Here is a 22,814-nt window from a genome sequence, read left to right as displayed (position 1 = left end):
TTATCCCTTCCTGTCGCTTTTTCTCTAGCTCGACCTCTGATGGTCTCCTTGCGCTGCCCCCTTCTTGCTAGCGTGCATCCCTCTTGGTTTCCAGTGCGCTACCCCTTTTACCACGCTGCGTCTGCCGCGAGTGCTGTACTCGACCAGGCCGGGCGTGTGCCTGGCGTGTTCCGCGATGCGACCGTTGGTGACGCTTCGATGGGGACTTTTGTGCTGATCCGCTAGCCGTCCTGTGAGGCTGGAGTTGCGGCCTTGATGCGCTTGAGGCCCTTCTTTTGCCGCAGGGCGCTCGGGCACATCGTCATAAAGTTGTTCCATGTCAAATGTATGGGGCTTGCACGGGGGGTCTTGCCCGGAGGTCTTCTTGTGCGGGTGGGGGGGATTTCCTAACATACAAGCCACTTGTATCCGTGGTCACGGACATTCAAGGGACCGTGAAAACAACAACGGATAAAGTCTGATGGGAGAAACCAGATCATGGCAGACAACGGCGTGAACAAGGGGCGGCGCCGTTTCCTCGTGGGTGCTACCTCCGTGGTTGGGGCGGTCGGCACTGTCGGGGTAGCGGTTCCCTTTGTGGCATCCTGGCAGCCGAGTGCCAGAGCGCGGGCGGCAGGGGCTCCCGTTCAGGCGGATATCTCGAAGCTCGAGCCGGGGCAGAGAATGACCGTCGAGTGGCGCGGGCGGCCTGTATGGGTCATCAATCGCACTCCGGAGATGATTGAGCGCACCGAGGCGCTGGGAGAAGACGTGCTGGCCGACCCCGAGTCTGCCAAGCCGCAGCAGCCCGGCTATGCCGGAGGCCATTTGCGCTCCATTCGGCCTGAGATCGGGGTGCTGGTGGGGATCTGTACGCACCTTGGCTGTTCGCCGCTGTTCAAGCCCGAACCCAATGCCGAAGGGGTGGGGGTAGAAGACTGGCCGGGCGGCTTCTTCTGTCCTTGCCACGGTTCGCGTTTTGATCTGGCGGGCAGGGTCTTTCGCAACGTTCCCGCTCCCGTGAACCTGGAGGTTCCGCCCTATTACTTTGTCAACGAGTCGGTCATCGTGGTCGGTGAAGACGGGGAGGGTGCGTAATGGCAAATCCCAACAAGGCCAAGGCCGAGCGCGGTCTCATGCGCTGGATCGACGATAGATTCCCGGCGACCCAGATGTGGCAGGAGCATCTGTCAGAGTATTACGCGCCCAAGAACTTTAATTTCTGGTACTTCTTCGGATCCCTCGCTCTGCTGGTGCTGGTCAATCAGATTCTGACCGGCGTCTGGCTGACCATGAGTTTCAACCCCAGCGCCGAGGGCGCCTTTGCCTCCGTCGAATACATCATGCGGGATGTGGAGTACGGCTGGCTGATCCGCTACATGCATTCCACCGGCGCCTCGGCATTCTTCCTGGTGGTCTATCTGCATATGTTCCGTGGTCTGCTCTATGGCTCCTACAAGGCGCCCCGTGAGCTGGTCTGGATCTTCGGCATGGCGATCTACCTGGCGCTGATGGCCGAGGCTTTCATGGGTTACCTGCTGCCCTGGGGGCAGATGTCCTACTGGGGCGCTCAGGTCATCATTTCCCTGTTTTCCGCCATCCCCGGCATCGGTCCGGACCTGGCCCAGTGGGTACGCGGAGATTACTTGATCTCCGGGATTACCCTGAACCGCTTCTTTGCCCTGCACGTGGTGGCGCTGCCGATCGTGATCCTGGCATTGGTGGTGCTGCACATCATTGCTCTGCATGAAGTGGGCTCCAACAATCCTGATGGCATCGACATCAAGGCCAAGAAGGATGAAACCGGCAAACCGCTGGACGGGATACCCTTCCATCCCTACTACACGGTCAAGGACATCGTGGGTGTCGCCGTGTTCCTGTTTGTCTTCTGTGCGGTGATCTTCTACTTCCCCGAAGGTGGCGGGTATTTCCTCGAGAAGCCCAACTTCGAGCCGGCGAATCCCTTGAAGACCCCGGATCATATCGCGCCGGTCTGGTACTTCACGCCGTTCTACGCCATCCTGCGCGCGATTACCTTCTCGCTGTTCGGTCTTGATGCCAAGTTCCTCGGCGTCATCTTCATGGGCGCAGCCATTGCGGTGCTGTTCGTGCTGCCCTGGCTTGACCGCTCGCCGGTGCGTTCGATTCGTTACAAAGGCTGGATCTCGAAGATCATGCTGGTGCTGTTTGCCATCAGCTTCGTGATTCTTGGTGTGCTTGGGGTATTGCCACCCACGGCAGGCCGCACGTTGCTTGCCCAGGTCTGCACGGTGATCTACTTTGCCTTCTTCCTGCTGATGCCGGTCTATACCCGGCTGGAGAAGACCAAACCCGTTCCTGAAAGGGTGACTGGCTAATGAAAAAGCAACTGTTCGCACTGCTCTTCGCGCTAGTCCCCATGGCCGCCTTGGCCGCGGGCGGAGAGGGGGTGCATCTGCGCAGCATGTCGCCGGACCTGGAAAACCAGGCGTCTCTGCAGAGCGGGATGAAGCTGTACGTGAATTACTGCATGGGCTGTCATTCGCTCGAGTACCAGCGGTTTTCACGGGCTGCAGAAGACCTGGATATGCCTCAGGATCTGGTCGAGGATAATCTGATCTTTTCGCCGGATCTCGGCTACAACGATCAAATGCACAAGGCCATGAGCGCCGAGGATGCAGAAGTGTGGTTCGGCAAGGCGCCACCCGACCTGACCTTGGAGGCAAGGCTGCGGGGTACCGATTGGATCTACACGTACCTGCTGAGCTTCTATCGCGACAGCGAGCGGGCGACCGGGGTGAATAATGTGGTGTTCCCGTCTGTAGGCATGCCCAACGTGCTGGAGCCTCTGCAGGGGGTTCAGGAGCAGGTCTGCGCGGCGTCTGATCATGCGGTAGGCGACGCCGAGCTGGACCCGCTGACGGGCAAGTTCCAGTCCTGCGAGACGTTGCAGATTACCTCGCCCGGCAGCATGGAGCCCAAGGAGTTCGAGCAGGCCGTGTATGACCTGACCAACTTTCTTGCCTACGTCGGCGAGCCGTCCAAGCTTCATGCCCAGGCACTGGGCCCCAAGGTGCTGATCTTCATATTTTTGTTCGGCATCGTGGCGTACTTCCTCAAGCGTGAGTATTGGCGCGACATTCATTGACGCAGTGACAGCACGGGCGGGCGTATGGGAGACCATGCGCCCGCAGTGCGTTGTGCGCTATGATGTGTCGCCCCGTGTGGCGAAAACGCTCGCGCGAGGGTGAAAGATGTCCCCTTCTTGCCCCCCGTACAGGGGGTTGTCGTGTTATCATCCCGGCTTGAACTGATGCGAGGATTGTTTCATGGGTGTAGTGGCCAAGCGGTCGTCGATGATCTTCTATTCCGGTGGCGAGGACCATTTCAGTCACCGTGTGCGGATCGTGCTGGCTGAAAAGGGCGTCGCAGTGGATATTGTCGAAGTGACTGACGACAAGCATCCCGAGGAGCTTGCGGACCTGAACCCGTACAACAGCGTGCCGACGCTGTTGGATCGTGACCTGGTGTTGTACGAGTCCAAGGTCATGATGGAGTATCTGGACGAGCGTTTTCCGCATCCGCCGCTGCTGCCGGTCTACCCCGTTGCGCGTGCTCAGAGCCGTCTTTGGATGCACCGCATCGAGCGCGAGTGGTGCCCGATGGTCGATCGCATCCTGTCCGGCAGCAAGAAGGAAGCCGACAAGGCGCGTAAGGAACTGCGGGAGAGCCTGATAGGGATCTCGCCGATCTTCGAAGACATGCCGTTCTTCATGAGCGAAGAGTTCACTCTGGTGGACTGCTGCCTGGCGCCGATTCTGTGGCGTTTGCCCGCGCTCAACATCGAGCTGCCGGAGAAGCAGGTGCGTCCGTTGATGAGCTACATGGAAAAAGTGTTTGCTCGTGATGGCTTCCGCGCTTCTCTGTCCGAAGCCGAGCGCGAAATTCGTCCCTGAAGGTAACCTGCCCGGTGAGAGTCGGTGCTGGGTGGCGACGCGCCGTTCGGGGCCGCGAGCGGTCCCGAAAGAATGACGGCGAGAGCGCTGCGGCCTCTCGCCTTTCTGCATGTTGCCGTGGTGCGGCTGCCTGGTTGCAGGCACGGAGTACGCCCAGTGTGGCGACACCCCGGGAAGCCGGCCTCGGTCGGGACGATCCGAGTTCCCATTTGCCAACCAAGAGGGCCAAAGTATGAAGTCCAGTCGACCCTATCTGGCCAGGGCGCTCTATGAGTGGCTGCTGGATAACGAATTGACCCCCTATATCGTCGTTGATGCCGAGTACGACAATGTCGAGGTGCCGAGACAGTTTGTCCAGAATGGACAAATCGTTTTGAACCTTGGCCCAAGTGCAGTGCGTGACCTGCATATGGGCAATGACATGATTCGGTTTTCCGCACGCTTCAGCGGCAAGTCAGAGCTCCTCTTTGTTCCCATCCCTGCGTTGATCGCGCTGTACGCTCGCGAAAACGGTGTGGGCATGGTGTTTGGTCATGAGCCTGAGTTGCCGACCGATGAGGCCAACGATGTTGATGAGGCGCCTGTGCTTGAGAGTGTCAAGCGCCCACAGGCAGGCGCCGAGCCGTCGGACCAGCACAGCGCTGAGTCCAGTGGCGAGGAAGAGCGGACCTCGGCGGCAGAGGCTGACGAGACCGACGCCGAGACCGACGCCAAGAGTGATGGGCAGGCGAAGCCTCCGCGCAAGGGGCGGCCTTCGTTGCGGGTCATCAAGTAACGCTGGGGCTCACCCCCGGTAGTGCGCTGCGCTGTCACCATGGTGTGGGTATCAGGCGGTAGCGCTGGCATTATTGCCAAAAAAACGGCGTCCCCATGGGGACGCCGTTTTTTTTCGCGGTGCCGGCAGCATCAGTCGATGTAGTCGAATACCTTGACGATGCGCTCCATTCCGCCCGCGTTGGAGACAATATTTACCGCACGGTCCGCCTCGGCGTGGGTGACCAGTCCCATCAGATAAACGGTGGCGTTTTCCGTCACCACGGTGATTCTTCCGGAGTCCACCTGATCGCTGGTGGCCAATGCGGTGCGTGCCTTGGTGTCTAGCCAGGCGTCATTGAGGCGCTGGCTGGTGGGCAGGTTTGCTGCCACGGTCAGTTCGTTGTGTACGCGGCGCACGTTGCGCACTTGGCTGACCACCTCTTCGGCGCGCTGCTTGAGTTCAGCACTGGGCACCTGGCCGGTCAGCAGGACCACGCCGTTGTAGCTGTCGACGTTGATACGGGCGTCGGCCAGTCGAGCATCGGTGCGTCCCAGGTTGTGAGCCGCCTTGGTCTCGATGCTCTCGTCTTCCACCGTGGCACCCAAGGTGCGTTCGCCGTAGTCCTCGTCAATGGTGCCGGGGTTGGTCACCGAGGTGACGGTGGTGCATCCCGCCAGGGCAACGGAGAGCAGCAGGGCGGCCAGCAAGGGGCGTGTGGGACGGGTGTGGGGTTGTTTCATGATATTCACTCGTTACTCGCTTGCACCAAAAAGTTGTTCGTCGATCAGATCGCACAGGCAATGGATGACCAGCAGGTGCACCTCCTGGATGCGCGCCGTGGACGTCGCTGGGACGCGAATCTCGCAATCATCCTGTCCCAGCAGCGAGGCCATGTTGCCGCCGTCGCGGCCAGTCAGGGCCACAACGGTCATGTCGCGATCATGGGCCGCCTGGATGGCCTGGATGACGTTGGCGGAGTTGCCGCTGGTAGAGATGGCCAGCAGCACGTCGCCGGGCTGTCCCAGGGCGCGAATCTGCTTGGAGAAGACCTCGTTGTAGCTGTAATCGTTGGCAATGGAGGTCAGCGTCGAGGTGTCAGTGGTCAATGCCAAGGCTGGCAGGCTGGGACGTTCGCGCTCGAAGCGGTTCAATAGCTCAGATGAGAAGTGCTGGCTATCACCGGCGCTGCCGCCATTGCCGCAGGCCAGGATCTTGCCGTCGGTGACCAGGCACTGGACCATCATCTGGCTGGCGACCTCGATGAACGGAGGAAGCACTTCGCTGGCATAGGTCTTGGTGTCGATGCTGTCGTTGAATTGTCCGAGAATTCGGCTCTGGAAATCCATGCTGCCTTCCTGGTCCATGGGGGCATCCGCGGGGACGCCCGGTGTGTCAGTTCGCTTCGAATGCATTGGCCAACCACTCGGTCTCAAGCTGTGGCGGGGCGCCGGTGATCGCCAGAACATCGAAGCGGCAGGGACATGATAGCCCGTTGTGCTGCAGATAAAAACGCGCCGCCCGGATTAGGCGGCGCTGCTTGGTCGTCGTGATGGTTTCCGCGGCCGAGCCGTGGCGGGTGGTGCGGCGATGGCGAACTTCCACGAAGACCAGGATGTCGCCATCGCGCATGACCAGATCGAGCTCTCCTCCCGGAAAGCGCTGGTTGCGCGCTACCGGGAGCAGGCCTTGCTGCTCAAGCCAAGCTTGTGCATAGCGCTCGATGGCCTGGCCGCGCTGAACGGCGTCCCTGGGGTCAGGGGGCCGCATTGTCATTGCTGGCGCCAGCGCTATCGCCGAGTCCGTCGCTGAACACCGGGGCCGGCACGCCGTCGCTGAACTGTGCCCATGGCAGCTCACGGTAGATGCGGCCGTCACCTGTGGTGCTCAGGGTGCCGGTAGCGCCCTGAATCCGCGAACCAGGCAGTGCCTGGATCTGGGGCATGCGACGAGCCAGCTCATAGGCGTCGACGCCCATGGCCATCAGGCGGAACATGGAGGGCGATCCTTGTTCCTTGAGTTCGCGGTAGCTGTCGTAGTAAGGCAGTGCCTCGGCGCCGCCCACCGCTGCGTCGGGGATGTTCCAGGGAATATCGGCGAATTGAACGCCGTTGAGGTCCTTGTCGAGGCGCGGCTGAGGGGAGCCTTCGTACAGGTGGGACGTCGCGTATACCGGCAGGTTGGAGGCCGAATAGTACTCCATGGTCGGCGGAACCTGGCGCGCGTAGTCTGGTAGAGCCAGCAGGAACAGCATGTCCGGACGCGGATTGCTGATGGCGCGGCGGGTGCTGTCGGTGGCCGGCGCCCCCGGGTTGTAGCGAACCGCGGTGGCAATGTCGCCGCCGAGCTCGCTCCAGGTGTTCCAGAAGGCTTCGCCAACACGCTGCCCCCAATCGTTGTCAGGCACCAGCATGGACGCACTGCGATGGCCATCCTGCCAGCCCCGGCGAGCCGCCTGGCGCGCTTCGTCTTCGGCAGACAAGCCGTACTCGTACAGGTTCTTGGTCTGGTTGGCAGCGGATTGACCGTAGTTGAGGGCCAGAGTGGGCAGCGGCAGCTCGGCCCGGCTTTCCAGCTGAGTCACGTCGCTCTTGTCGAGCGGACCGATCACCACCTGGGCGCCGCTGCTCTGGGCCTGCTGGTAGAGTTGGTCGAGGCTTGCGCTGGAGGCATCCAGGAAGCTCAGCTGGGCACCGTTGCCGCCACCGTTGACAACGTTGGACTGCTGGGTGCGGATGCCTTGCTCGATGGCGTCGGCAACTCCCGCCAGCGGGCCTGATTCAGGCAGCAGTACGGCGATGTTCTGCACGCTCTGGCCGCGCAGTTCGCGTAGCTTGCCAATCTGGCTGGGCAGGCGGCGATTGGCCGGGTGGTCTGGGTTGGCGACGCGCCAGTCATCAAGACGGGCAAAAAGCCCCTGGATGTCGCCGCCGCTGCTGTTGACCAGACGGGTCAGCTCCAGCCAGCCCGTCACGATGGCGTTGTCGGGCTGGGACAGGGCGTCCAGTTGGCGGTTGTTGAGCACGCTGAGCTGGTCCCAGATGGCGTCGTTGATGTCTTCCCGGCCGGTATCGCTCTGCACCTGCATCAGCGCTCGGGCGGCCTCCTGGGGCTGGCCCAGCTGACCCAGGGCGAGTCCCTGGCGCAGGCGCAGCAGGTTGGCATCGTCGCTTGCCAGCTGCAGGTCATCCAGCACGCCAGCCGCCTTGATCACCGCCTGGGGGTTGCCCTCGCTGTCACCCAGCTCAGAGAGCAGCATCGCCCAGTCACGCAGGCTCTCGCCAGAGAGCTGGCTTGCGTCCAGGTTGTTCAGTACCTCGAGCGCCTGGGGGCGCCGCCCGGAGCGTGCTAGGATATCGCCCGCTCGCAAGCGGGTCTCGGCGGCTTCTGTGCCTTGTTGCTGTGCGGCCTGAGCAAGAAGCTTATCCGGGTCGTCATCCATGGCCCGTTGCACGATGCTTGGTGTGAAACTGCAGCCGGCCAGAGAGATGGCCAGTACAGCAGCGGCCACGGGGCCGCGAGTCAAAGTCCTCATGAATCCTTCCTTGTCCGTGTTCCGGATGGCAGCCCAGGGAGCCAAGATGTCAGAAGTGAAAGCCGGTTCATTGTACGTGGTCGCCACGCCAATTGGGAATCTGGAAGATTTGAGTCCGCGAGCAGCGGCGGTGCTGGGGCGGGTGGCCCTGGTAGCTGCAGAGGATACTCGGCACAGCGCGCGCTTGATGCGCCACCTCGGTGTCGCGCCTGCGATGGTCTCCGTGCACGACCATAATGAGGCGTCCCGGGTAGAGCTGCTGAAGCGCCGCCTGCTCGAGGGTGATGACGTGGCGCTGATCAGTGATGCGGGGACTCCCTTGATCAGTGATCCGGGGTTCGTGGTGGTGCGCGAGCTGCGCCAGCAGGGCTTCTCGATCGTGCCGATTCCCGGTCCCTGTGCCCTGATTACCGCCTTGAGCGCCGCGGGGCTGCCCACGTCCTCCTTTACCTTTCATGGTTTTCTGCCCGCCAAGGGCAGCGGTCGGCGAGCTCGGCTCGAGACCTGGCGTGCCGATACAGGTACGCAGGTGTGCTATGAATCGCCACACCGCATCAAGGATCTGCTGGCGGACCTGGCCGCGCTGCTGGGGGATCGTCAGGTAGTGCTGGGGCGTGAATTGACCAAGACCTTCGAAACCTTCCTCGATGGCACGGCGGCGGAGCTTCTTGCGGTGATCGAGGAAGATCCCAATCAAGCCCGCGGCGAGTTCGTGGTGATGGTGGCCGGAGCGACTGAGGTGGCGTCCGCAGGGCAGGCGGTGGAGGAAGATGCCTTGCTGCGAGCCCTTCTCGACGAAGGTGTCGGTGTGAAGCAGGCGGCGGGTGTCGCCGCGCGGGTGCTGGGCGGAGCCAAGAAGACATGGTATGCCAAGGCCCAGTCACTGAAGGACGGGGATTGAGGGGGTGGCGGGGCACTGGTATGCTTGCCGCGGGAGTTGGCCAGACAGTCGCCGCCGCCGCAAGGCGGGGGAGGAAAGTCCGGGCTCCATAGGGCAGAGTGCCAGGTAACCCCTGGGCGGCGTGAGCCGACGGAAAGTGCAGCAGAGAGTAGACCGCCTACGTCTCCTCAGGGAGGCCGGCAAGGGTGAAAGGGTGCGGTAAGAGCGCACCGCGCGCCTGGCAACAGTGCGTGGCACGGTAAACCCCACTCGGAGCAAGACCAAATAGGAACCCGTTGGCGTGGCCCGCGCTGGGTTCGGGTAGGTTGCTTGAGGGCAGTGGCGACACTGCTCCTAGAGGAATGGCTGTCCTCGACAGAACCCGGCTTATCGGCCGACTCCCCCAGATGTTCTGTGCTCGGGCCTGCGGCCCGGGCATTGCCTCATGAATCTGTGCGGCCAGGAGCCCAGTGGCGAGAGAGTTCCACCGCTGACGGCGTCGTTGGCTGGCCGCGCGTTGGAATACCATCGTCGAACGAGAGCTGCATGCCGTCACCCTCCTCAGAAACGTCCGTGCGCGGCTTCGCCCATGAAAGCGTCTTGCTCGACGGTGCCGTCGATGCCCTGGTACATGATGCCGGCGGTACCTACCTGGACGGCACGTTTGGGCGTGGCGGACACTCCCGCGCCATCCTTTCGCGATTGAACGATAGTGGCAGCCTGCTGGCACTGGACCGTGATCCCCAGGCTATCGCCGAAGCGGCGTCCATCGATGACCCTCGTTTCAGCATTGAGCAGACCGAGTTCGCGCGGCTCAGGGAAGTGGCCCAGGCGCGCGGCCTGGATGGTCGTCTGTCGGGCATTTTGCTGGATATCGGGGTGTCGTCGCCTCAGCTGGATGATCCCGAGCGGGGTTTCAGCTTTCTACGCGATGGTCCGCTGGACATGCGCATGGATCCGACCCAGGGCGAAAGTGCTGCTGATTGGTTGGCACGTGTCGATGAAGCCGAGATGAGCTCGGTGTTCAAGCGCTATGGTGAGGAGCGTTTTGCGCGACGCCTCGCCAGGGCGGTGATCGAGCGCCGTCAGCAGCGTCCCTTCACGCGCACAGCTGACCTGGCTGAGGTGATCAAACAGGCCCATCCGGCCTGGGAAAAAGGCAAGCATCCGGCCACCCGGGTGTTCCAGGCCATGCGCATCCACGTCAATGGCGAGCTGGATCAGCTTGAACTCGCCCTTGACGCCGCACTCGAGGCGTTGGCGCCGGGTGGCCACCTGGTGGTGATCAGCTTTCATTCGCTGGAAGACCGCCGGGTGAAGCGCTTTATCCGCGACCACGTCAAAGGGGATACCAATGTGCCCAAAGGTATACCGTTGCGGGATGATCAGATCGCTCGTCGACTGGAATCCGTGGGCAAGGCCATGAAGGCGAACCCGCAAGAGGTCGAGGCCAACCCGCGTGCGCGCAGTGCCGTGATGCGTGTGGCGCGCAAGCGCTATTGAGGAAAGCAGATGGCTCAAGGACGACAGGATCTCAACGCCTTTGGCTGGCCGCTGCCGACAGCGCTGTCACCGAGGCTGTTGCTGGTGGCCGCGCTGCTGCTGGCGTGCCTGATGTCGGCGCTTGCCGTCATCAGCGTCAGTCATCAAACCCGCCAGCACTATGCGACCCTTCAGGAGCTCGAGCGAGAGCAGCAGCAGCTGCAGACCGAATGGGGGCAGCTGTTGCTGGAAGAGAGCGCCTGGTCGACTCCTTCGCGGATTGAGCGATTGGCGGTAGAGCGGCTCGAGATGCGCTTGCCGGATATCCATGACATCGAGGTGATTGGGCCATGACCGCGGAGCTCCCTCGGGGTGTGACGCCGCGACGACCACCGCCCATAGAGCCGATGGGTCGTGCGCGTTACATCGTCATGATGACGCTGATCCTGGTCGGGCTGGGGCTACTTGCCGGACGCATCGTCGACCTGCATGTGATCAATCGAAACTTTCTGCAGGTGCAGGGCGACGCGCGTACCCTGCGCACCGACCCGATACCCGCCCACCGGGGCATGATCACTGATCGCCACGGGGAGCCGCTGGCGATATCCACGCCGGTTGTCACGCTCTGGGCCAATCCCCAGGACCTGCCGGATGACAACATCCAGCGACTGAGGCTGGCTCAGGCACTGGGCCAGGACCTGGATGCGCTCAACGATCGCATCGAGCGGTATAGCGAACGAGAGTTCATGTATCTGCGGCGTCGGATGACCCCAGCCCAGGCCGAGGAAGTGCTGAAGCTGAGGGTGCCTGGCGTCCATGCCCGGGAAGAGTACAAGCGCTACTACCCGGCGGGAGAGGTGATCGCCCAATTGCTGGGAGTGACCAACGTCGACGATCAGGGGCAGGAGGGGCTGGAGCTGGCCTATCAGTCCTACCTGTCGGGAGAGCCCGGCAAGCGCCGCGTGCTCAAGGATCGTCGTGGCCGCCTGGTGCGGGATCTCGAGGTTCTTCAGGAAGCCGAACCGGGCGGCAACCTCACGCTCTCCATCGACCAACGCCTGCAATACATGGCATACCGCGAGCTGAAGGCTGCGGTGGATGAAAACGATGCCGACGGCGGCGTGCTAGTGATGATGGACGCACGCACCGGCGAAGTGTTGGCCATGGCCAACCAACCCTCGTACAACCCTAACAATCGCGCAGGCCTGGATCCTCAGGGCTTGCGCAACAGGGCCATGGTGGACGTGTTCGAGCCGGGATCGGTGATGAAGCCCTTGGCCATGTCGGCGCTGCTGGAAACCGGCCGGTTTCCCCCCGACCTGGTAGTCGATACCTCCCCCGGCTGGATGCGCATCGATCGCTACACGATCCGTGACGTATCCAACAACGGTGCCTTGACCCTGGCGGGTATCCTGCGCAAGTCCTCCAATATCGGCATGGCCAAGCTGACCTTGCAGCTCGATGATCCGGTGGTGCCTGACCGCTACCGCGCACTGGGCTTCGGGCAGGCGCCGGGCACCGGCTTTCCCGGCGAGGCCACGGGCAACATGCCGGCTCCTGCGGTCTGGTCGAGCAGTCAGTGGGCGGCCTTGTCCTACGGTTACGGTCTGTCGGTCACGGCGCTGCAGTTGGCCAGCGCCTATACCTCCATTGCCAATCACGGCGAACGTCTTCCGCCCTCTCTGCTGCGCCTCAGTCGCGAGCCCCAGGGGGAGCAGGTGGTCCAGCCGGACGTGGCTGACCGCGTCCTGGCCATGATGGATGAAGTCGTGGCACCGGGTACCGGCGCTCGCCGGGCCCTGGTTCCCGGTTACAGCGTGGCCGGCAAGACCGGTACCGTGCGCAAGAGCGGCAGTGGCGGTTACGAGCAAAATGCCTACCGTGCACTGTTTGTCGGCATCACGCCGGTGTCGGATCCGCGGATCATCACCGTGGTCATGATTGACCACCCACGGGGCGACGCCTATTACGGTGGTGCCATCGCCGCGCCGGTATTCTCGCGGGTGGCCGGCAGCGCCCTGCGAATTCTCGACGTACCGCCAGATCGCCCCGATGAGGAGGCCGGTACCCCATGATGCAGACCGCGACGGAGCCTGGCATGACCCTTTCTCTGGCACGCCTCAAGGGCGTGCTGCTGCAGTGTTGGCAAGACCTTCCGCTGACGCAGGACGATCAGGACGAGGCGCTGGCGGTGACGCTCAGCACCGACAGTCGCGAGATCGCCGAAGGCGATGTCTTTATCGCGATCCCTGGCGTGGCGGGCGACGGTCGAGCCTTTGTCGATCAGGCTCTGGCCCAGGGGGCACTGATGGTCCTCGCCGAGGCGAAGGAGGACCAGTCCAGGGTCGATGGTCGAGTGCTGTGGTTGCCAGGGCTCGCTGACAGGCTTGGCGAGTTTGCTCGCAGTGTCTACCAGGTACCCGACAGCCTGGAGCTGATCGGGGTGACCGGGACCAATGGCAAGAGTTCAGTGACCCATTATATTGCCGAGCTGTCAGCGGCCATCGGTGTCGACTGCGGGGTGATCGGCACCTTGGGTCACGGGCGCCCTGGCGCTCTTGCGCAGGGCATTCACACCACCCCCCAGCCCTTGGCACTGCAGCGCCAGCTGGGTGAGTTGGCGGCCTCGGGGCTGCAACGGGTGGCCATGGAAGTGTCCAGCCACGCTCTCGAGCAGGACCGCGTGGCGGGATGTCGCTTCCATGCTGCCGTGTTCACCAATCTCAGTCGTGACCACCTGGACTATCACGGCAGCATGGTGGCCTATGCGGCGGCCAAGGCAAAGCTGTTCAAGCGTCCTGAGCTCGGGCTGGCGGTCGTCAATGGTGACGATCCTCTGGCGCGATTGATGCTGGCCGGGGTGTCCCGTGATACCCGCGTACTGGCCTGCGGTGAGGCGTCTGACGTGTCGCTGCGAGTGCTGGACGTAGAACCGCATGCCAGCGGCCAGCGCGCGCTGATCGCGACCCCCGACGAAGAGCGAGTGCTGCAGCTGCCATTGCTGGGGCGCTTCAATCTCGACAACGTGCTGCTGGCGATGGCCAGCCTCTATGGGCTAGGCGCGGGCATCGACGAGCTGGTGGCTGCCGCCGAGCGCCTGACCCCGGTGCCCGGGCGGATGCAGGCCATCCTGCGCGAGCATGCACCGGTAGTGGTCATTGACTACGCCCATACGCCAGATGCCCTGGACAACGCACTGGCAGCGCTCAAGGCGCATCTGCCTGGGCGTGGCAAGCTATGGTGTCTGGTAGGCTGCGGTGGCGACCGTGACAGCGGTAAGCGCCCGTTGATGGCACAGGTGGCTGCCCGTCACGCCCAAGCTGTGGTGATCACCGATGACAACCCACGCAGCGAGGATCCTGCTGCCATCCGTGAGGCCATGCTGGAGGGGCTGACCGCCGAACAGCGCGCCAGCGCCTGGAATATTGCTGGTCGTGGCGTTGCGATTGCCCGAACGGTGGCGGAAGCGGGTCCCGATGACGTCATTCTGGTGGCCGGCAAGGGGCACGAGACCTACCAGGAAGTGCTTGGCGTCCGCCATGACTTTTCCGACCTGGATGAGGCGCAAGCCGCCCTCGACCAGCGCCCAAGGAGGCTTTAAGCATGCGTCGTGATGAGCTCACCACGCTGTCAGGCGTCTGTCGTGCGCTAGGCCTGTCCGAGGCGGATGTTGAAGACAGCGAGATGGCTTCGATCGTCACTGACACGCGTCAGCTGGTTCCCGGCTCGCTGTTCGTGGCGTTGCAAGGGGAGCGCTTCGACGCTCACGACTTTGTGTCCCAGGCGCGCCAGGCCGGTGCGATCGCGGCGGTGGTCGAGCGCGCGGTGGACGATCCGCTGCCACAGCTGGTGGTGGGTGATACGCGGATGGCGCTGGGGCTGCTGGCCAGAGCCCATCGTCGGGCATGGAAGGGTCCCATCGTCGCGGTGACGGGTAATAGCGGCAAGACGACCGTCAAGCAGATGCTGGCGACGCTGCTCGGCCGCGCAGGCTCGACCCTGGCGACCCAGGGCAATCTGAACAACGATATCGGCGCTCCATTGACGCTGCTGCGGTTGGCGCCCGAGCACCGCCAGGCGGTGGTGGAGCTTGGGGCCAACCATCTCGGCGAGATTGCCTGGACAACGGCACTGACCGAGCCCCAGGTGGCGGTGATTACCAATGTGACGGGAGCCCACGTCGGTGAGTTTGGTGGCATGGGACGGATAGCTCAGGCCAAGGGGGAAATCCTGGCCGGGCTGGCAGACTCCGGGATCGCCGTGCTGAATCGCGATGATCGCTACTTCTCGATGTGGTCAGCCTTGGCGGCGCCACGCGAGGTCATCGGTTTCGGCTTGACCCGAGAAGCACGCATGAATGCCTCGGAACTGGTCTGTGATGAGCTCGGGCGCTATGCTTTCACGCTGAATTTCGATGGCGGTGTGCTGGGGCGGGTGCAGCTCCCCCTGATGGGCCTGCACAATGTGTCAAACGCTCTGGCAGCCGCCGCAGCGGCCATGGCAATGGGGCTTTCCGGGGAAGAGGTGGTGGCTGGTCTTGCGCTGGTCACCCCGACGGCCGGGAGACTGACGGTCGAGCAGGGGCTGCGTGACAGTCGGCTGCTGGATGACACCTATAATGCCAACCCAGGGGCAGTCAAGGCGGCGATCGATGCGCTGTTGGGTCTGCCTGGCCCTCATTGGTGTCTGCTCGGCGCCATGGGTGAACTGGGAGCCGCGTCCGATGAGCTGCATGCGGACATCGGGCGCTACGCGCGGGAACGCGGTATCACATTTCTCGGCACCCTGGGAGAGGCGGCCAACCCTGCCGCCCAGGCCTTCGGTGAAGGTGGGTGCCATTTTTCTGATCAGGCGGCGATGGTCCGCCACGTGCAGCAACATTTGCCCCAAGGCGCCAGCGTGTTGGTGAAGGGCTCCCGCTCTGCGGGGATGGAGACTGTCGTGGCAGCCTTGCGCCCAGATGTTTCAAGGTGAACCTGATACATGTTGCTTTTCCTGGCTGAAGTGTTGGCGAACTATCAAAGCGCCTTCAACGTCTTTGGTTATCTCACTCTGCGGATGATTCTGGCGACCATCACGGCGCTGGTGCTGTGCCTGTGGTTCGGGCCGCTGATGATCCGCCGGTTGGTCGAACGACAGATCGGGCAGGCGGTTCGCGATGACGGTCCTCAGTCGCATCTGTCCAAGGCGGGGACACCGACCATGGGCGGTGCGATGATCCTGATGGCCATGGCGGTGAGCACGCTGTTGTGGGGGGACCTGACCAACCACTATGTGTGGGTGGTGCTGCTGGTGACCCTCGGCTTCGGTGCCATCGGTTGGGTCGACGACTACCGTAAGGTCGTGGAGAAAAACCCGCGGGGCCTGCCTGCTCGCTGGAAGTACTTCTGGCAGTCGGTGATTGGTCTGGCGGCTGCGGTGGTGCTGTACGTGACGGCGGCATCGCCGGTGGAAACCAGCCTGATCCTGCCCCTGTTCAAGGACTTCGTCCTGCCCCTGGGCCTGTTCTATATCCTGTTGACCTACCTGGTGATCGTCGGTGCGTCCAACGCGGTGAACCTGACCGATGGCCTGGACGGCCTGGCGATCATGCCCACGGTCATGGTGGCCATGGGGCTTGGGGTGTTTGCCTATGCCAGCGGTAATGCGGTGTTTTCCAGCTACCTGCAGATTCCGATGATTCCCGGTGCCGGTGAGCTGGCCGTGTTCTGCGCCACCATCTCCGGCGCTGGCCTCGGTTTTCTCTGGTTCAACACCTATCCCGCCCAGGTCTTCATGGGCGACGTGGGCGCGCTGGCCCTGGGGGCTGCGCTGGGTGTGGTCGCGGTGATTGTGCGCCAGGAGGTGGTGCTGTTCATCATGGGCGGCGTGTTCGTCATGGAAACCGTGTCGGTCATTCTTCAGGTGGGCTCCTACAAGCTGACCGGGCGGCGGATCTTCCGCATGGCTCCGCTGCACCATCACTTCGAATTGAAGGGATGGCCTGAGCCGCGTGTGATCGTGAGGTTCTGGATCATCACCGTGGTGCTCGTGCTGCTGGGTCTTGCAACCCTCAAGATTCGCTGAGGCTGACATGAACGCGAGTCGCTCACGCTTGCCGCAGCACCTGGTGGTGCCGGCGTCGATGACGGTGGTGGTGGGTCTTGGGGTATCGGGGATGGCTATCTGTCGTCATCTGGAGCGCCTTGGCCGAGAGTTCATGGTGGTGGATACCCGCGACGCCCCGCCTGGACTCGATGCGTTTCTGCGTGAGTTTCCCGAGGTGCCGTACCGCCTAGGCCCACTAGCGGGGCTCGTCCTCGATCACGCGCGGGAAGTCGTGCTCAGCCCAGGTGTCGACCCCCATCAGCCGTGCTTTGCAGCCCTTGCCGAGGATCGCCGGGACGATACGGGAGAGCCACGGCTGATCGGCGAGATTGCACTGTTTTGCCGCGCCTGCCAGGCACCGATCGCCGCCATCACCGGCGCCAATGCCAAGTCCACGGTGACCACCCTGGTAGGCGAGATGGCGCGTGAGGCCGGTCGCAAGGTCGCGGTGGGAGGCAATCTCGGTACCCCGGCCCTCGACCTGCTGATACAGGAGCCGTCGGCGGATCTCTACGTGCTGGAGCTGTCCAGCTTTCAGCTCGAGACCACCCCTTGGCTTGGCGCCGAGTCCGCTGCCTTTCTCAACCTGAGTGAGGACCACCTCGATCGCCATGGTGATATGGCGGGCTATCGTCGAGCCAAGCAGCGGATCTTCCGCGGTGCCTCCCATGCGGTCATCAATGCGGAAGACCCCGAGACCTGGCCGGAGTCGTCACTGCCTGCGTTGTCGCGCTTTGGGGTGATGCATCCCGCGCCCGAGCATGATGACTGGGGCGTGGCAGAGCACCAGGGCGAGCCGTGGTTCATGCATGGCCCGCGCCCGTTGTTCCCGGTTTCCCGCATGCGTCAGGTAGGACGCCATCATCAGGCCAACGCCTTGGCCGCCATGGCCATGGGGTATCGGCTCGGATTTCCACTGGAGGACATGGCCAGCGTGCTGGAGAGGTTTACCGGGCTTGCGCACCGCAGTGAGTGGCTGGCAACGGTAGGGGAGGTCGACTGGATCAATGACTCCAAGGGCACCAACGTCGGCGCCACGCTGGCCGCCATTGCCGGTCTCGGGCCGACCCTCAAGGGGCGGCTCATCCTGCTGGCCGGCGGTGTGGGCAAGGGGGCTGACTTCAGTCCCTTGGCGCAGCCGCTGGGGCACTACGCACGGGAGGCCGTGCTGTTTGGTCAAGACGCGCCGCAGCTGGCACAGGCGTTGGCCGAGCGGGTGCCGGTGACGCGGGTTGACGATCTATGCGCTGCGGTTGAGCGTGCCCGGCACATCGCCGAGCCGGGAGACGTGGTGTTGCTGTCGCCTGCCTGCGCCAGCCTCGACCAGTTCCCCAACTATCTGGCTCGCGGCGAGGCCTTCCGCTCGCTTGTTCACGCTCTGGCCAATGGAGGCCGCACATGAGTCGCCTGTCCCGAACCCGGCATCGTTTCGGTGTCCTGCGCGAGCACCTGTCGACTCGTGATCACAGCTTTGATGGCTGGTTGCTGGTCGCCACCCTGTCGCTGCTGTTGATGGGTTGGATCATGGTGACCTCGGCGTCTACCGAAGTAGCGACCAGCCTGACCGGCAATGCCTGGTACTTCAGTATTCGACACGGCATCTTTGTGCTGGGTGGCCTGACGGTTGGCGCTCTGGCGCTGCGAGTGCCGCTGGCCTGGTGGAAGGCCAATGGCCCGCTGCTGCTGCTGGTCGGGCTGGTGCTTCTGCTGCTGGTGCTGCTGGTGGGGCGTGAGGTCAATGGCAGCCGTCGCTGGCTGTCGATTCCCGGAGTGCCGTTCAATTTGCAGGCTTCCGAGGTAGCCAAGCTCTGCCTGATCACCTACATGGCCGGTTATCTTGAGCGGTTCTTGCCCCAGGTGAGGCGTCAGTGGGGAGCGTTCCTGCGTCCTCTGGTGGTGGTGGGCGTGGTCGCGGTGCTGCTGATTCTCGAGCCGGATTACGGCGGTGTCGTGGTCATGACCAGCTGTGTCATGGGGATGCTGTTGATGGCTGGGGCGCCCTGGGGACGCTTCATTCTGCTGTTTATCCTGGTGGGGTCTCTCGGCGCCATCCTGGCGGTGGCCGAACCTTACCGGATGGCACGCCTGACCAGTTTTATCGATCCCTGGGCGGACCAGTTCGCCAGTGGTTATCAGCTGACCCAGGCGTTGATCGCCTTTGGGCGCGGCCATTTGATCGGCATGGGCCTGGGTAACAGCGTGCAGAAGCTGTTCTACCTGCCGGAAGCACACACCGATTTCGTGTTTGCGGTGCTGGCTGAAGAGCTCGGCATGATCGGGGCCATCGCCGTGGTTGGCCTGTTCGCCCTGCTGGTATGGCGGGCAATGGCGGTGGGTCGCCGGGCTGAGCTTGCCAGAATGCCCTTCGCTGCGTACCTCAGTTATGGCATTGCGCTGGTGATTGGCGCCCAGGCATTTATCAATATTGCGGTCAGTACCGGCATGCTGCCGACCAAGGGGTTGACCCTGCCGCTACTGTCCTACGGCGGGTCCAGCCTGGTGGTGAGCTGTGTCATGGTGGCACTGCTGCTGCGGGTGGATGTCGAGACCCGCGAGCGATTGCGCCGGCAGTCTCCGACAGCCAAGCGCGAGTCGGGGCTCAGGGCGCCGAGACGAACCCAGGCTGCAGGAGTGAAGCCGTGAGCGAGCAACAGGGAAGGCGAGCATTGATCATGGCCGGCGGCACCGGGGGACATGTTATTCCCGCACTGTCGCTGGCGCGGGGCCTTCAGGCTCAGGGCGTTGAGGTGGCCTGGCTGGGTAGCCCCAGGGGCATAGAGAATCGTCTGGTTCCGGAGGCGGGCATCCCGCTTCACCAGATCGCTGTCAGCGGCTTGCGCGGTAACGGCGCTGCCGGCTGGTTGTTGGCGCCGGTGCGGCTGTCCCGTGCAGTGTGTCAGGCTCGCCAGGTCATTCGTGAATACGACCCCCAGCTGGTGGTAGGGCTGGGCGGCTTCGCCAGCGGCCCCGGTGGGCTGGCGGCGAAGTGGTGTGGCAAGCCACTGGTGATACATGAACAGAACGCGGTCGCCGGCTTGACCAACCGCGCGCTGTCGCGCTTGGCGCGGCGCGTCTATGCCGCCTTTCCCCAGGCCTTTGGCGGCAGGGCAGAGGTGATCGGCAATCCCGTGCGTGAGGATATTGCCGCGCTGGGCGACACCCTGCGCCAGGCCAGCGAGATGCGTGGCCGGCGACTGCGCCTGTTGGTGGTGGGTGGATCCCTGGGTGCCTTGGCGCTCAATCAACAGATGCCCGAGGCGCTGGCCTCGCTCCCGGAAGAGATGCGTCCCGAGGTCCGCCATCAAGCAGGGCGAGACAAGGACCAGGCGACCCGCGAGGGCTACGCCGCCAGCGGCGTCGAGGCACAGGTCAGTGACTTTATCGCGGATATGGCGGCGGCCTATGACTGGGCCGACCTGGTGGTCTGCCGTTCCGGTGCCCTGACCGTGGCCGAGCTGGCTGCGGCGGCAAAGCCAGCCTTGTTCGTGCCATTTCCCCATGCGGTGGACGATCACCAGACGGCCAACGCCCAGGCATTGGTCAGCGCTGGCGCGGCGGCACTGATTCAGCAACGAGACATGAACCCGACGTCTCTGGCACAGCGCCTTGAGACGTTGCTTGAGCCCGACACATTGGCGAGCATGGCGAGCAAGGCACGGGCTGAGGCCCATCTGGACGCCGTGGATCGACTGGTAGCGGGCTGTATGGAGACAGGCTTTGAGTAATCAGACCCAAGGGCCGGTACCCGGCCAAGTGACCCCATCTCCTCTTGCCGGACAAGGCCCGGCACCCGCACGTGGCCTGGGCATGCGCCGGATTCGTCGCATTCACTTTGTGGGTATCGGTGGCGCCGGCATGTGCGGTATCGCGGAGGTGCTGGCTAACCAGGGCTATCACGTCAGCGGCAGCGATCTGCGCCGCTCATCCGTGGTAGCTCGCCTGGAAAGCTGCGGCGCGCGGGTGTTCATCGGACATGCCGCGGAGCACGCCGATGGCGCGGACGTGGTCGTCGTGTCCACCGCAGTGGCCGAGGACAACCCAGAGCTCAAGTGGGCCCACGAACATCGTGTTCCGGTAGTGCGCCGGGCGGAAATGCTGGCTGAGCTGATGCGCTTTCGGCACGGCATCGCGGTCGCCGGCACCCACGGCAAGACCACCACGACGAGCTTGACGGCTACCCTGCTGGGTGAAGGCGGGCTGGATCCCACCTTCGTTATCGGCGGCAAGCTGACCAGTGCTGGCACCAACGCCCAGCTAGGCCAGGGTGACTACCTGGTGGCCGAGGCGGACGAATCCGACGCATCCTTCCTGCACTTGCAGCCCATGGTCAGCATCGTGACCAACATCGATGCCGACCATATGAGCACCTATGGTGGGGATTTCGAGCGGCTGAAGCACACCTTTATCGAGTTTCTGCACAACCTGCCGTTCTACGGCCTTGCAGTTTTGTGCATCGATGATGACAACGTGAGAGGCCTGCTGGACCGTATCAATCGCCAGTTTGTTACCTATGGCTTCTCTGCTGACGCTGACTACCGCATCGAGAACTTCGAGCAGAGTGCTGGTGAAGTCCGCTTTACGGCGGTGCGCCCGGGGGATCTTGAAGATCTCGAGGTGAGGCTGGCCATGCCGGGCCGTCACAACGCGCTGAATGCACTGGCCGCGATTGCCGTGGCGACGGATGCCGGGGTCGAGGCTGGCGCTATCCTCCGAGGGTTGGCCGGGTTTGCCGGTGTCGGGCGTCGGTTCCAGGTTCACGGCAACTTCCCTGCACCCCGGCGTGAGGGTGACGGCCAAGCCGAAGCAGACGTCATGCTGGTCGATGACTATGGCCATCATCCCCGTGAAGTGGAGATGGTGATCAAGGCGGTGCGTGATGGCTGGCCCAGCCGTCGTCTGGTCATGGTGTACCAGCCACACCGTTATTCCCGTACACGGGATCTCTACGAGGACTTCGTGCGCGTGCTGTCCAGCGTCGACACACTGGTGCTGCTCGACGTCTATAGCGCTGGTGAGGCGCTTTTACCCGGTGCCGACGGGCGCAGCCTGGCCGGATCGATCCGCCAGCGCGGGGAAGTGGACCCGATCTTTGCCCAGGACAAGACGGAGCTGCCGGCGTTGCTGGCCAAGGTGGTCAAGCCTGGCGACATTCTGATCACTCAAGGCGCGGGCGACGTGGGGGGTATTTCCCAGCGACTGGCCGATGCTCTGCTGCAGTTTGATGAGGTGACACTGTGAACCAACACGCGCAATCCCTTGGCCATGTTGTGGTTGTCTATGGCGGCCACAGCGCCGAGCGTGAGGTCTCCCTGAAGAGTGGTGCAGCGGTGCTGGCCGCTTGTCAGCGCCTGGGTCTGAACGTGACCGGCTACGACCTCGCCGACGGCGGCGTCGCCGGGCTTGAGGCGCTGAGCCCTGACCTGGTATTCATCGCTCTGCACGGCCGGGGCGGTGAGGACGGCTGTCTACAAGGGGCGCTGGAACTGGCAGGCATTCCCTACACCGGTAGCGGCGTGCTGGCGTCGGCGCTGGGCATGGACAAGATGCGCACCAAGGCGCTGTGGCAGGCGCTGGGGATGCCCACCCCCGAGAGCGTACTGCTGACTCCCTCAGCTGACTGGGATGAGGTCGTCGCGAAGCTGGGTCTGCCACTGGTCGTCAAGCCAGTGCATGAGGGATCGACCATCGGCATCAGCATCGTCAAGAGCCGTTCGGAGCTCGAAAATGCCTATCACGAGGCCGCCAGATTCGACGCCCGAGTGATGGCCGAGCGTTTTGTGAGCGGAGACGAATTTACCTTGTCGGTTCTTGGCGACAAGGCGTTGCCGGCCATTCGCGTCGAGGTGCCCAGCGGCTTCTATGACTATGAGGCCAAATACCTGTCCGACGAGACGATCTACCACCTCCCGTGCGGCTTGAGCGAGTCCGAAGAGACGGCGCTGGGCGAGCTGTGCGTCGCCGCTTTCGAAGCCATTGGTTGCCAGGGCTGGGGGCGTGTCGACGTGATGCGGGACGGCGACGGGCGTTTCTGGCTGCTTGAGGTCAATACGGTGCCGGGCATGACCGATCATAGTCTGGTGCCTCAGGCGGCAGCCCACGCCGGGATGAACTTCGACCAGTTGGTACTGGGGATCATCGATACCGCCAGGGAGCGCGGCTGAC

General features: G+C 63.3%; 21 protein-coding genes and 1 other RNA gene. 18 read left to right on the top strand and 4 right to left on the bottom strand.

Going from position 1 to position 22,814, the window contains the following annotated elements:
- Positions 1–477: 477 nt before the first annotated feature.
- The 5 genes from petA to KUV86_RS15905 all read left to right on the top strand — a co-directional run bounded on the left by petA (position 478) and on the right by KUV86_RS15905 (position 4,689).
- Positions 478–1,077 carry a ubiquinol-cytochrome c reductase iron-sulfur subunit gene (gene petA / locus KUV86_RS15925; protein ID WP_222163004.1) on the top strand — a complete coding sequence of 200 codons (600 nt, stop codon included), beginning with the start codon at positions 478–480 and terminating at the stop codon, positions 1,075–1,077.
- Positions 1,077–2,336: a cytochrome b gene (locus tag KUV86_RS15920; RefSeq protein ID WP_222485547.1), complete on the top strand. Its 1,260-nt coding sequence runs from the start codon at positions 1,077–1,079 to the stop codon at positions 2,334–2,336. Before petA ends, KUV86_RS15920 begins: the two co-directional genes overlap by 1 nt.
- Complete coding sequence (locus KUV86_RS15915) at positions 2,336–3,106, top strand: cytochrome c1 (protein WP_222163005.1); 771 nt, start codon at positions 2,336–2,338, stop codon at positions 3,104–3,106. Before KUV86_RS15920 ends, KUV86_RS15915 begins: the two co-directional genes overlap by 1 nt.
- A gap of 181 nt (positions 3,107–3,287) precedes the next feature.
- Entirely contained in the window at positions 3,288–3,914 is a 627-nt protein-coding gene (gene sspA, locus KUV86_RS15910) for a stringent starvation protein SspA (RefSeq protein WP_206937280.1), read from the top strand.
- Positions 3,915–4,146: 232 nt separating this feature from the next.
- Positions 4,147–4,689, top strand: coding sequence for a ClpXP protease specificity-enhancing factor (locus KUV86_RS15905; RefSeq protein WP_222485545.1), 543 nt, complete (start codon positions 4,147–4,149; stop codon positions 4,687–4,689).
- Positions 4,690–4,820: 131 nt separating this feature from the next.
- Here KUV86_RS15905 and KUV86_RS15900 read toward each other — a convergent pair whose 3' ends face one another.
- Genes KUV86_RS15900 through KUV86_RS15885 form a run of 4 tightly spaced genes read right to left on the bottom strand, consistent with a single transcriptional unit; the run spans position 4,821 to position 8,203 of the window.
- Positions 4,821–5,411 carry a BON domain-containing protein gene (locus tag KUV86_RS15900; protein WP_222163007.1) on the bottom strand — a complete coding sequence of 197 codons (591 nt, stop codon included), beginning with the start codon at positions 5,409–5,411 and terminating at the stop codon, positions 4,821–4,823.
- A gap of 12 nt (positions 5,412–5,423) precedes the next feature.
- Positions 5,424–6,017: a phosphoheptose isomerase gene (locus KUV86_RS15895; protein ID WP_206937288.1), complete on the bottom strand. Its 594-nt coding sequence runs from the start codon at positions 6,015–6,017 to the stop codon at positions 5,424–5,426.
- Positions 6,018–6,063: 46 nt separating this feature from the next.
- Complete coding sequence (locus KUV86_RS15890) at positions 6,064–6,444, bottom strand: YraN family protein (protein ID WP_261396065.1); 381 nt, start codon at positions 6,442–6,444, stop codon at positions 6,064–6,066.
- Positions 6,425–8,203: a penicillin-binding protein activator gene (locus tag KUV86_RS15885; RefSeq protein ID WP_222485543.1), complete on the bottom strand. Its 1,779-nt coding sequence runs from the start codon at positions 8,201–8,203 to the stop codon at positions 6,425–6,427. The genes KUV86_RS15890 and KUV86_RS15885 overlap by 20 nt, the downstream gene beginning before the upstream one ends.
- A gap of 46 nt (positions 8,204–8,249) precedes the next feature.
- Here KUV86_RS15885 and rsmI point away from each other — a divergent pair, with 46 nt between their 5' ends.
- From rsmI to KUV86_RS15820, 13 genes are all read left to right on the top strand, one after another.
- On the top strand, positions 8,250–9,104 hold the full coding sequence (gene rsmI, locus KUV86_RS15880; RefSeq protein ID WP_222485541.1) for a 16S rRNA (cytidine(1402)-2'-O)-methyltransferase: 855 nt from the start codon (positions 8,250–8,252) through the stop codon (positions 9,102–9,104).
- A gap of 32 nt (positions 9,105–9,136) precedes the next feature.
- Positions 9,137–9,489, top strand: an RNA gene (rnpB, locus tag KUV86_RS15875) — RNase P RNA component class A.
- A 140-nt stretch (positions 9,490–9,629) separates the two neighbouring features.
- Positions 9,630–10,586 (top strand): 16S rRNA (cytosine(1402)-N(4))-methyltransferase RsmH, encoded by a 957-nt coding sequence (rsmH, locus tag KUV86_RS15870; RefSeq protein WP_222485539.1) that lies wholly within the window; start codon positions 9,630–9,632, stop codon positions 10,584–10,586.
- 9 nt (positions 10,587–10,595) lie between these two features.
- Entirely contained in the window at positions 10,596–10,919 is a 324-nt protein-coding gene (gene ftsL, locus KUV86_RS15865; RefSeq protein WP_206937299.1) for a cell division protein FtsL, read from the top strand.
- Positions 10,916–12,640: a peptidoglycan D,D-transpeptidase FtsI family protein gene (locus KUV86_RS15860; protein ID WP_222485537.1), complete on the top strand. Its 1,725-nt coding sequence runs from the start codon at positions 10,916–10,918 to the stop codon at positions 12,638–12,640. Before ftsL ends, KUV86_RS15860 begins: the two co-directional genes overlap by 4 nt.
- Before the next feature lie 23 nt (positions 12,641–12,663).
- Positions 12,664–14,166: a UDP-N-acetylmuramoyl-L-alanyl-D-glutamate--2,6-diaminopimelate ligase gene (locus KUV86_RS15855; protein WP_222485535.1), complete on the top strand. Its 1,503-nt coding sequence runs from the start codon at positions 12,664–12,666 to the stop codon at positions 14,164–14,166.
- Positions 14,167–14,168: 2 nt separating this feature from the next.
- On the top strand, positions 14,169–15,539 hold the full coding sequence (murF, locus tag KUV86_RS15850; protein ID WP_222485533.1) for a UDP-N-acetylmuramoyl-tripeptide--D-alanyl-D-alanine ligase: 1,371 nt from the start codon (positions 14,169–14,171) through the stop codon (positions 15,537–15,539).
- A gap of 9 nt (positions 15,540–15,548) precedes the next feature.
- Complete coding sequence (mraY, locus tag KUV86_RS15845; RefSeq protein WP_206937310.1) at positions 15,549–16,631, top strand: phospho-N-acetylmuramoyl-pentapeptide-transferase; 1,083 nt, start codon at positions 15,549–15,551, stop codon at positions 16,629–16,631.
- A gap of 7 nt (positions 16,632–16,638) precedes the next feature.
- Entirely contained in the window at positions 16,639–18,054 is a 1,416-nt protein-coding gene (murD, locus tag KUV86_RS15840) for a UDP-N-acetylmuramoyl-L-alanine--D-glutamate ligase (protein WP_222485531.1), read from the top strand.
- The gene (gene ftsW, locus KUV86_RS15835) at positions 18,051–19,295 is read left to right on the top strand and encodes a putative lipid II flippase FtsW (RefSeq protein ID WP_222485529.1); all 1,245 of its coding nucleotides are present in this window, start codon (positions 18,051–18,053) and stop codon (positions 19,293–19,295) included. The genes murD and ftsW overlap by 4 nt, the downstream gene beginning before the upstream one ends.
- Positions 19,292–20,377: an undecaprenyldiphospho-muramoylpentapeptide beta-N-acetylglucosaminyltransferase gene (gene murG / locus KUV86_RS15830; protein ID WP_224908763.1), complete on the top strand. Its 1,086-nt coding sequence runs from the start codon at positions 19,292–19,294 to the stop codon at positions 20,375–20,377. Before ftsW ends, murG begins: the two co-directional genes overlap by 4 nt.
- Before the next feature lie 82 nt (positions 20,378–20,459).
- Positions 20,460–21,890: a UDP-N-acetylmuramate--L-alanine ligase gene (gene murC / locus KUV86_RS15825; RefSeq protein ID WP_206939136.1), complete on the top strand. Its 1,431-nt coding sequence runs from the start codon at positions 20,460–20,462 to the stop codon at positions 21,888–21,890.
- Positions 21,887–22,813, top strand: coding sequence for a D-alanine--D-alanine ligase (locus KUV86_RS15820; RefSeq protein ID WP_222485527.1), 927 nt, complete (start codon positions 21,887–21,889; stop codon positions 22,811–22,813). The genes murC and KUV86_RS15820 overlap by 4 nt, the downstream gene beginning before the upstream one ends.
- The last annotated feature ends 1 nt before the right edge of the window (position 22,814 follow it).

The organism is Halomonas sp. DP8Y7-3 (genome assembly GCF_019801675.1).
Taxonomy (GTDB): domain Bacteria; phylum Pseudomonadota; class Gammaproteobacteria; order Pseudomonadales; family Halomonadaceae; genus Halomonas; species Halomonas litopenaei_A.
This window is presented reverse-complemented; position numbering and strand designations above follow the sequence as displayed.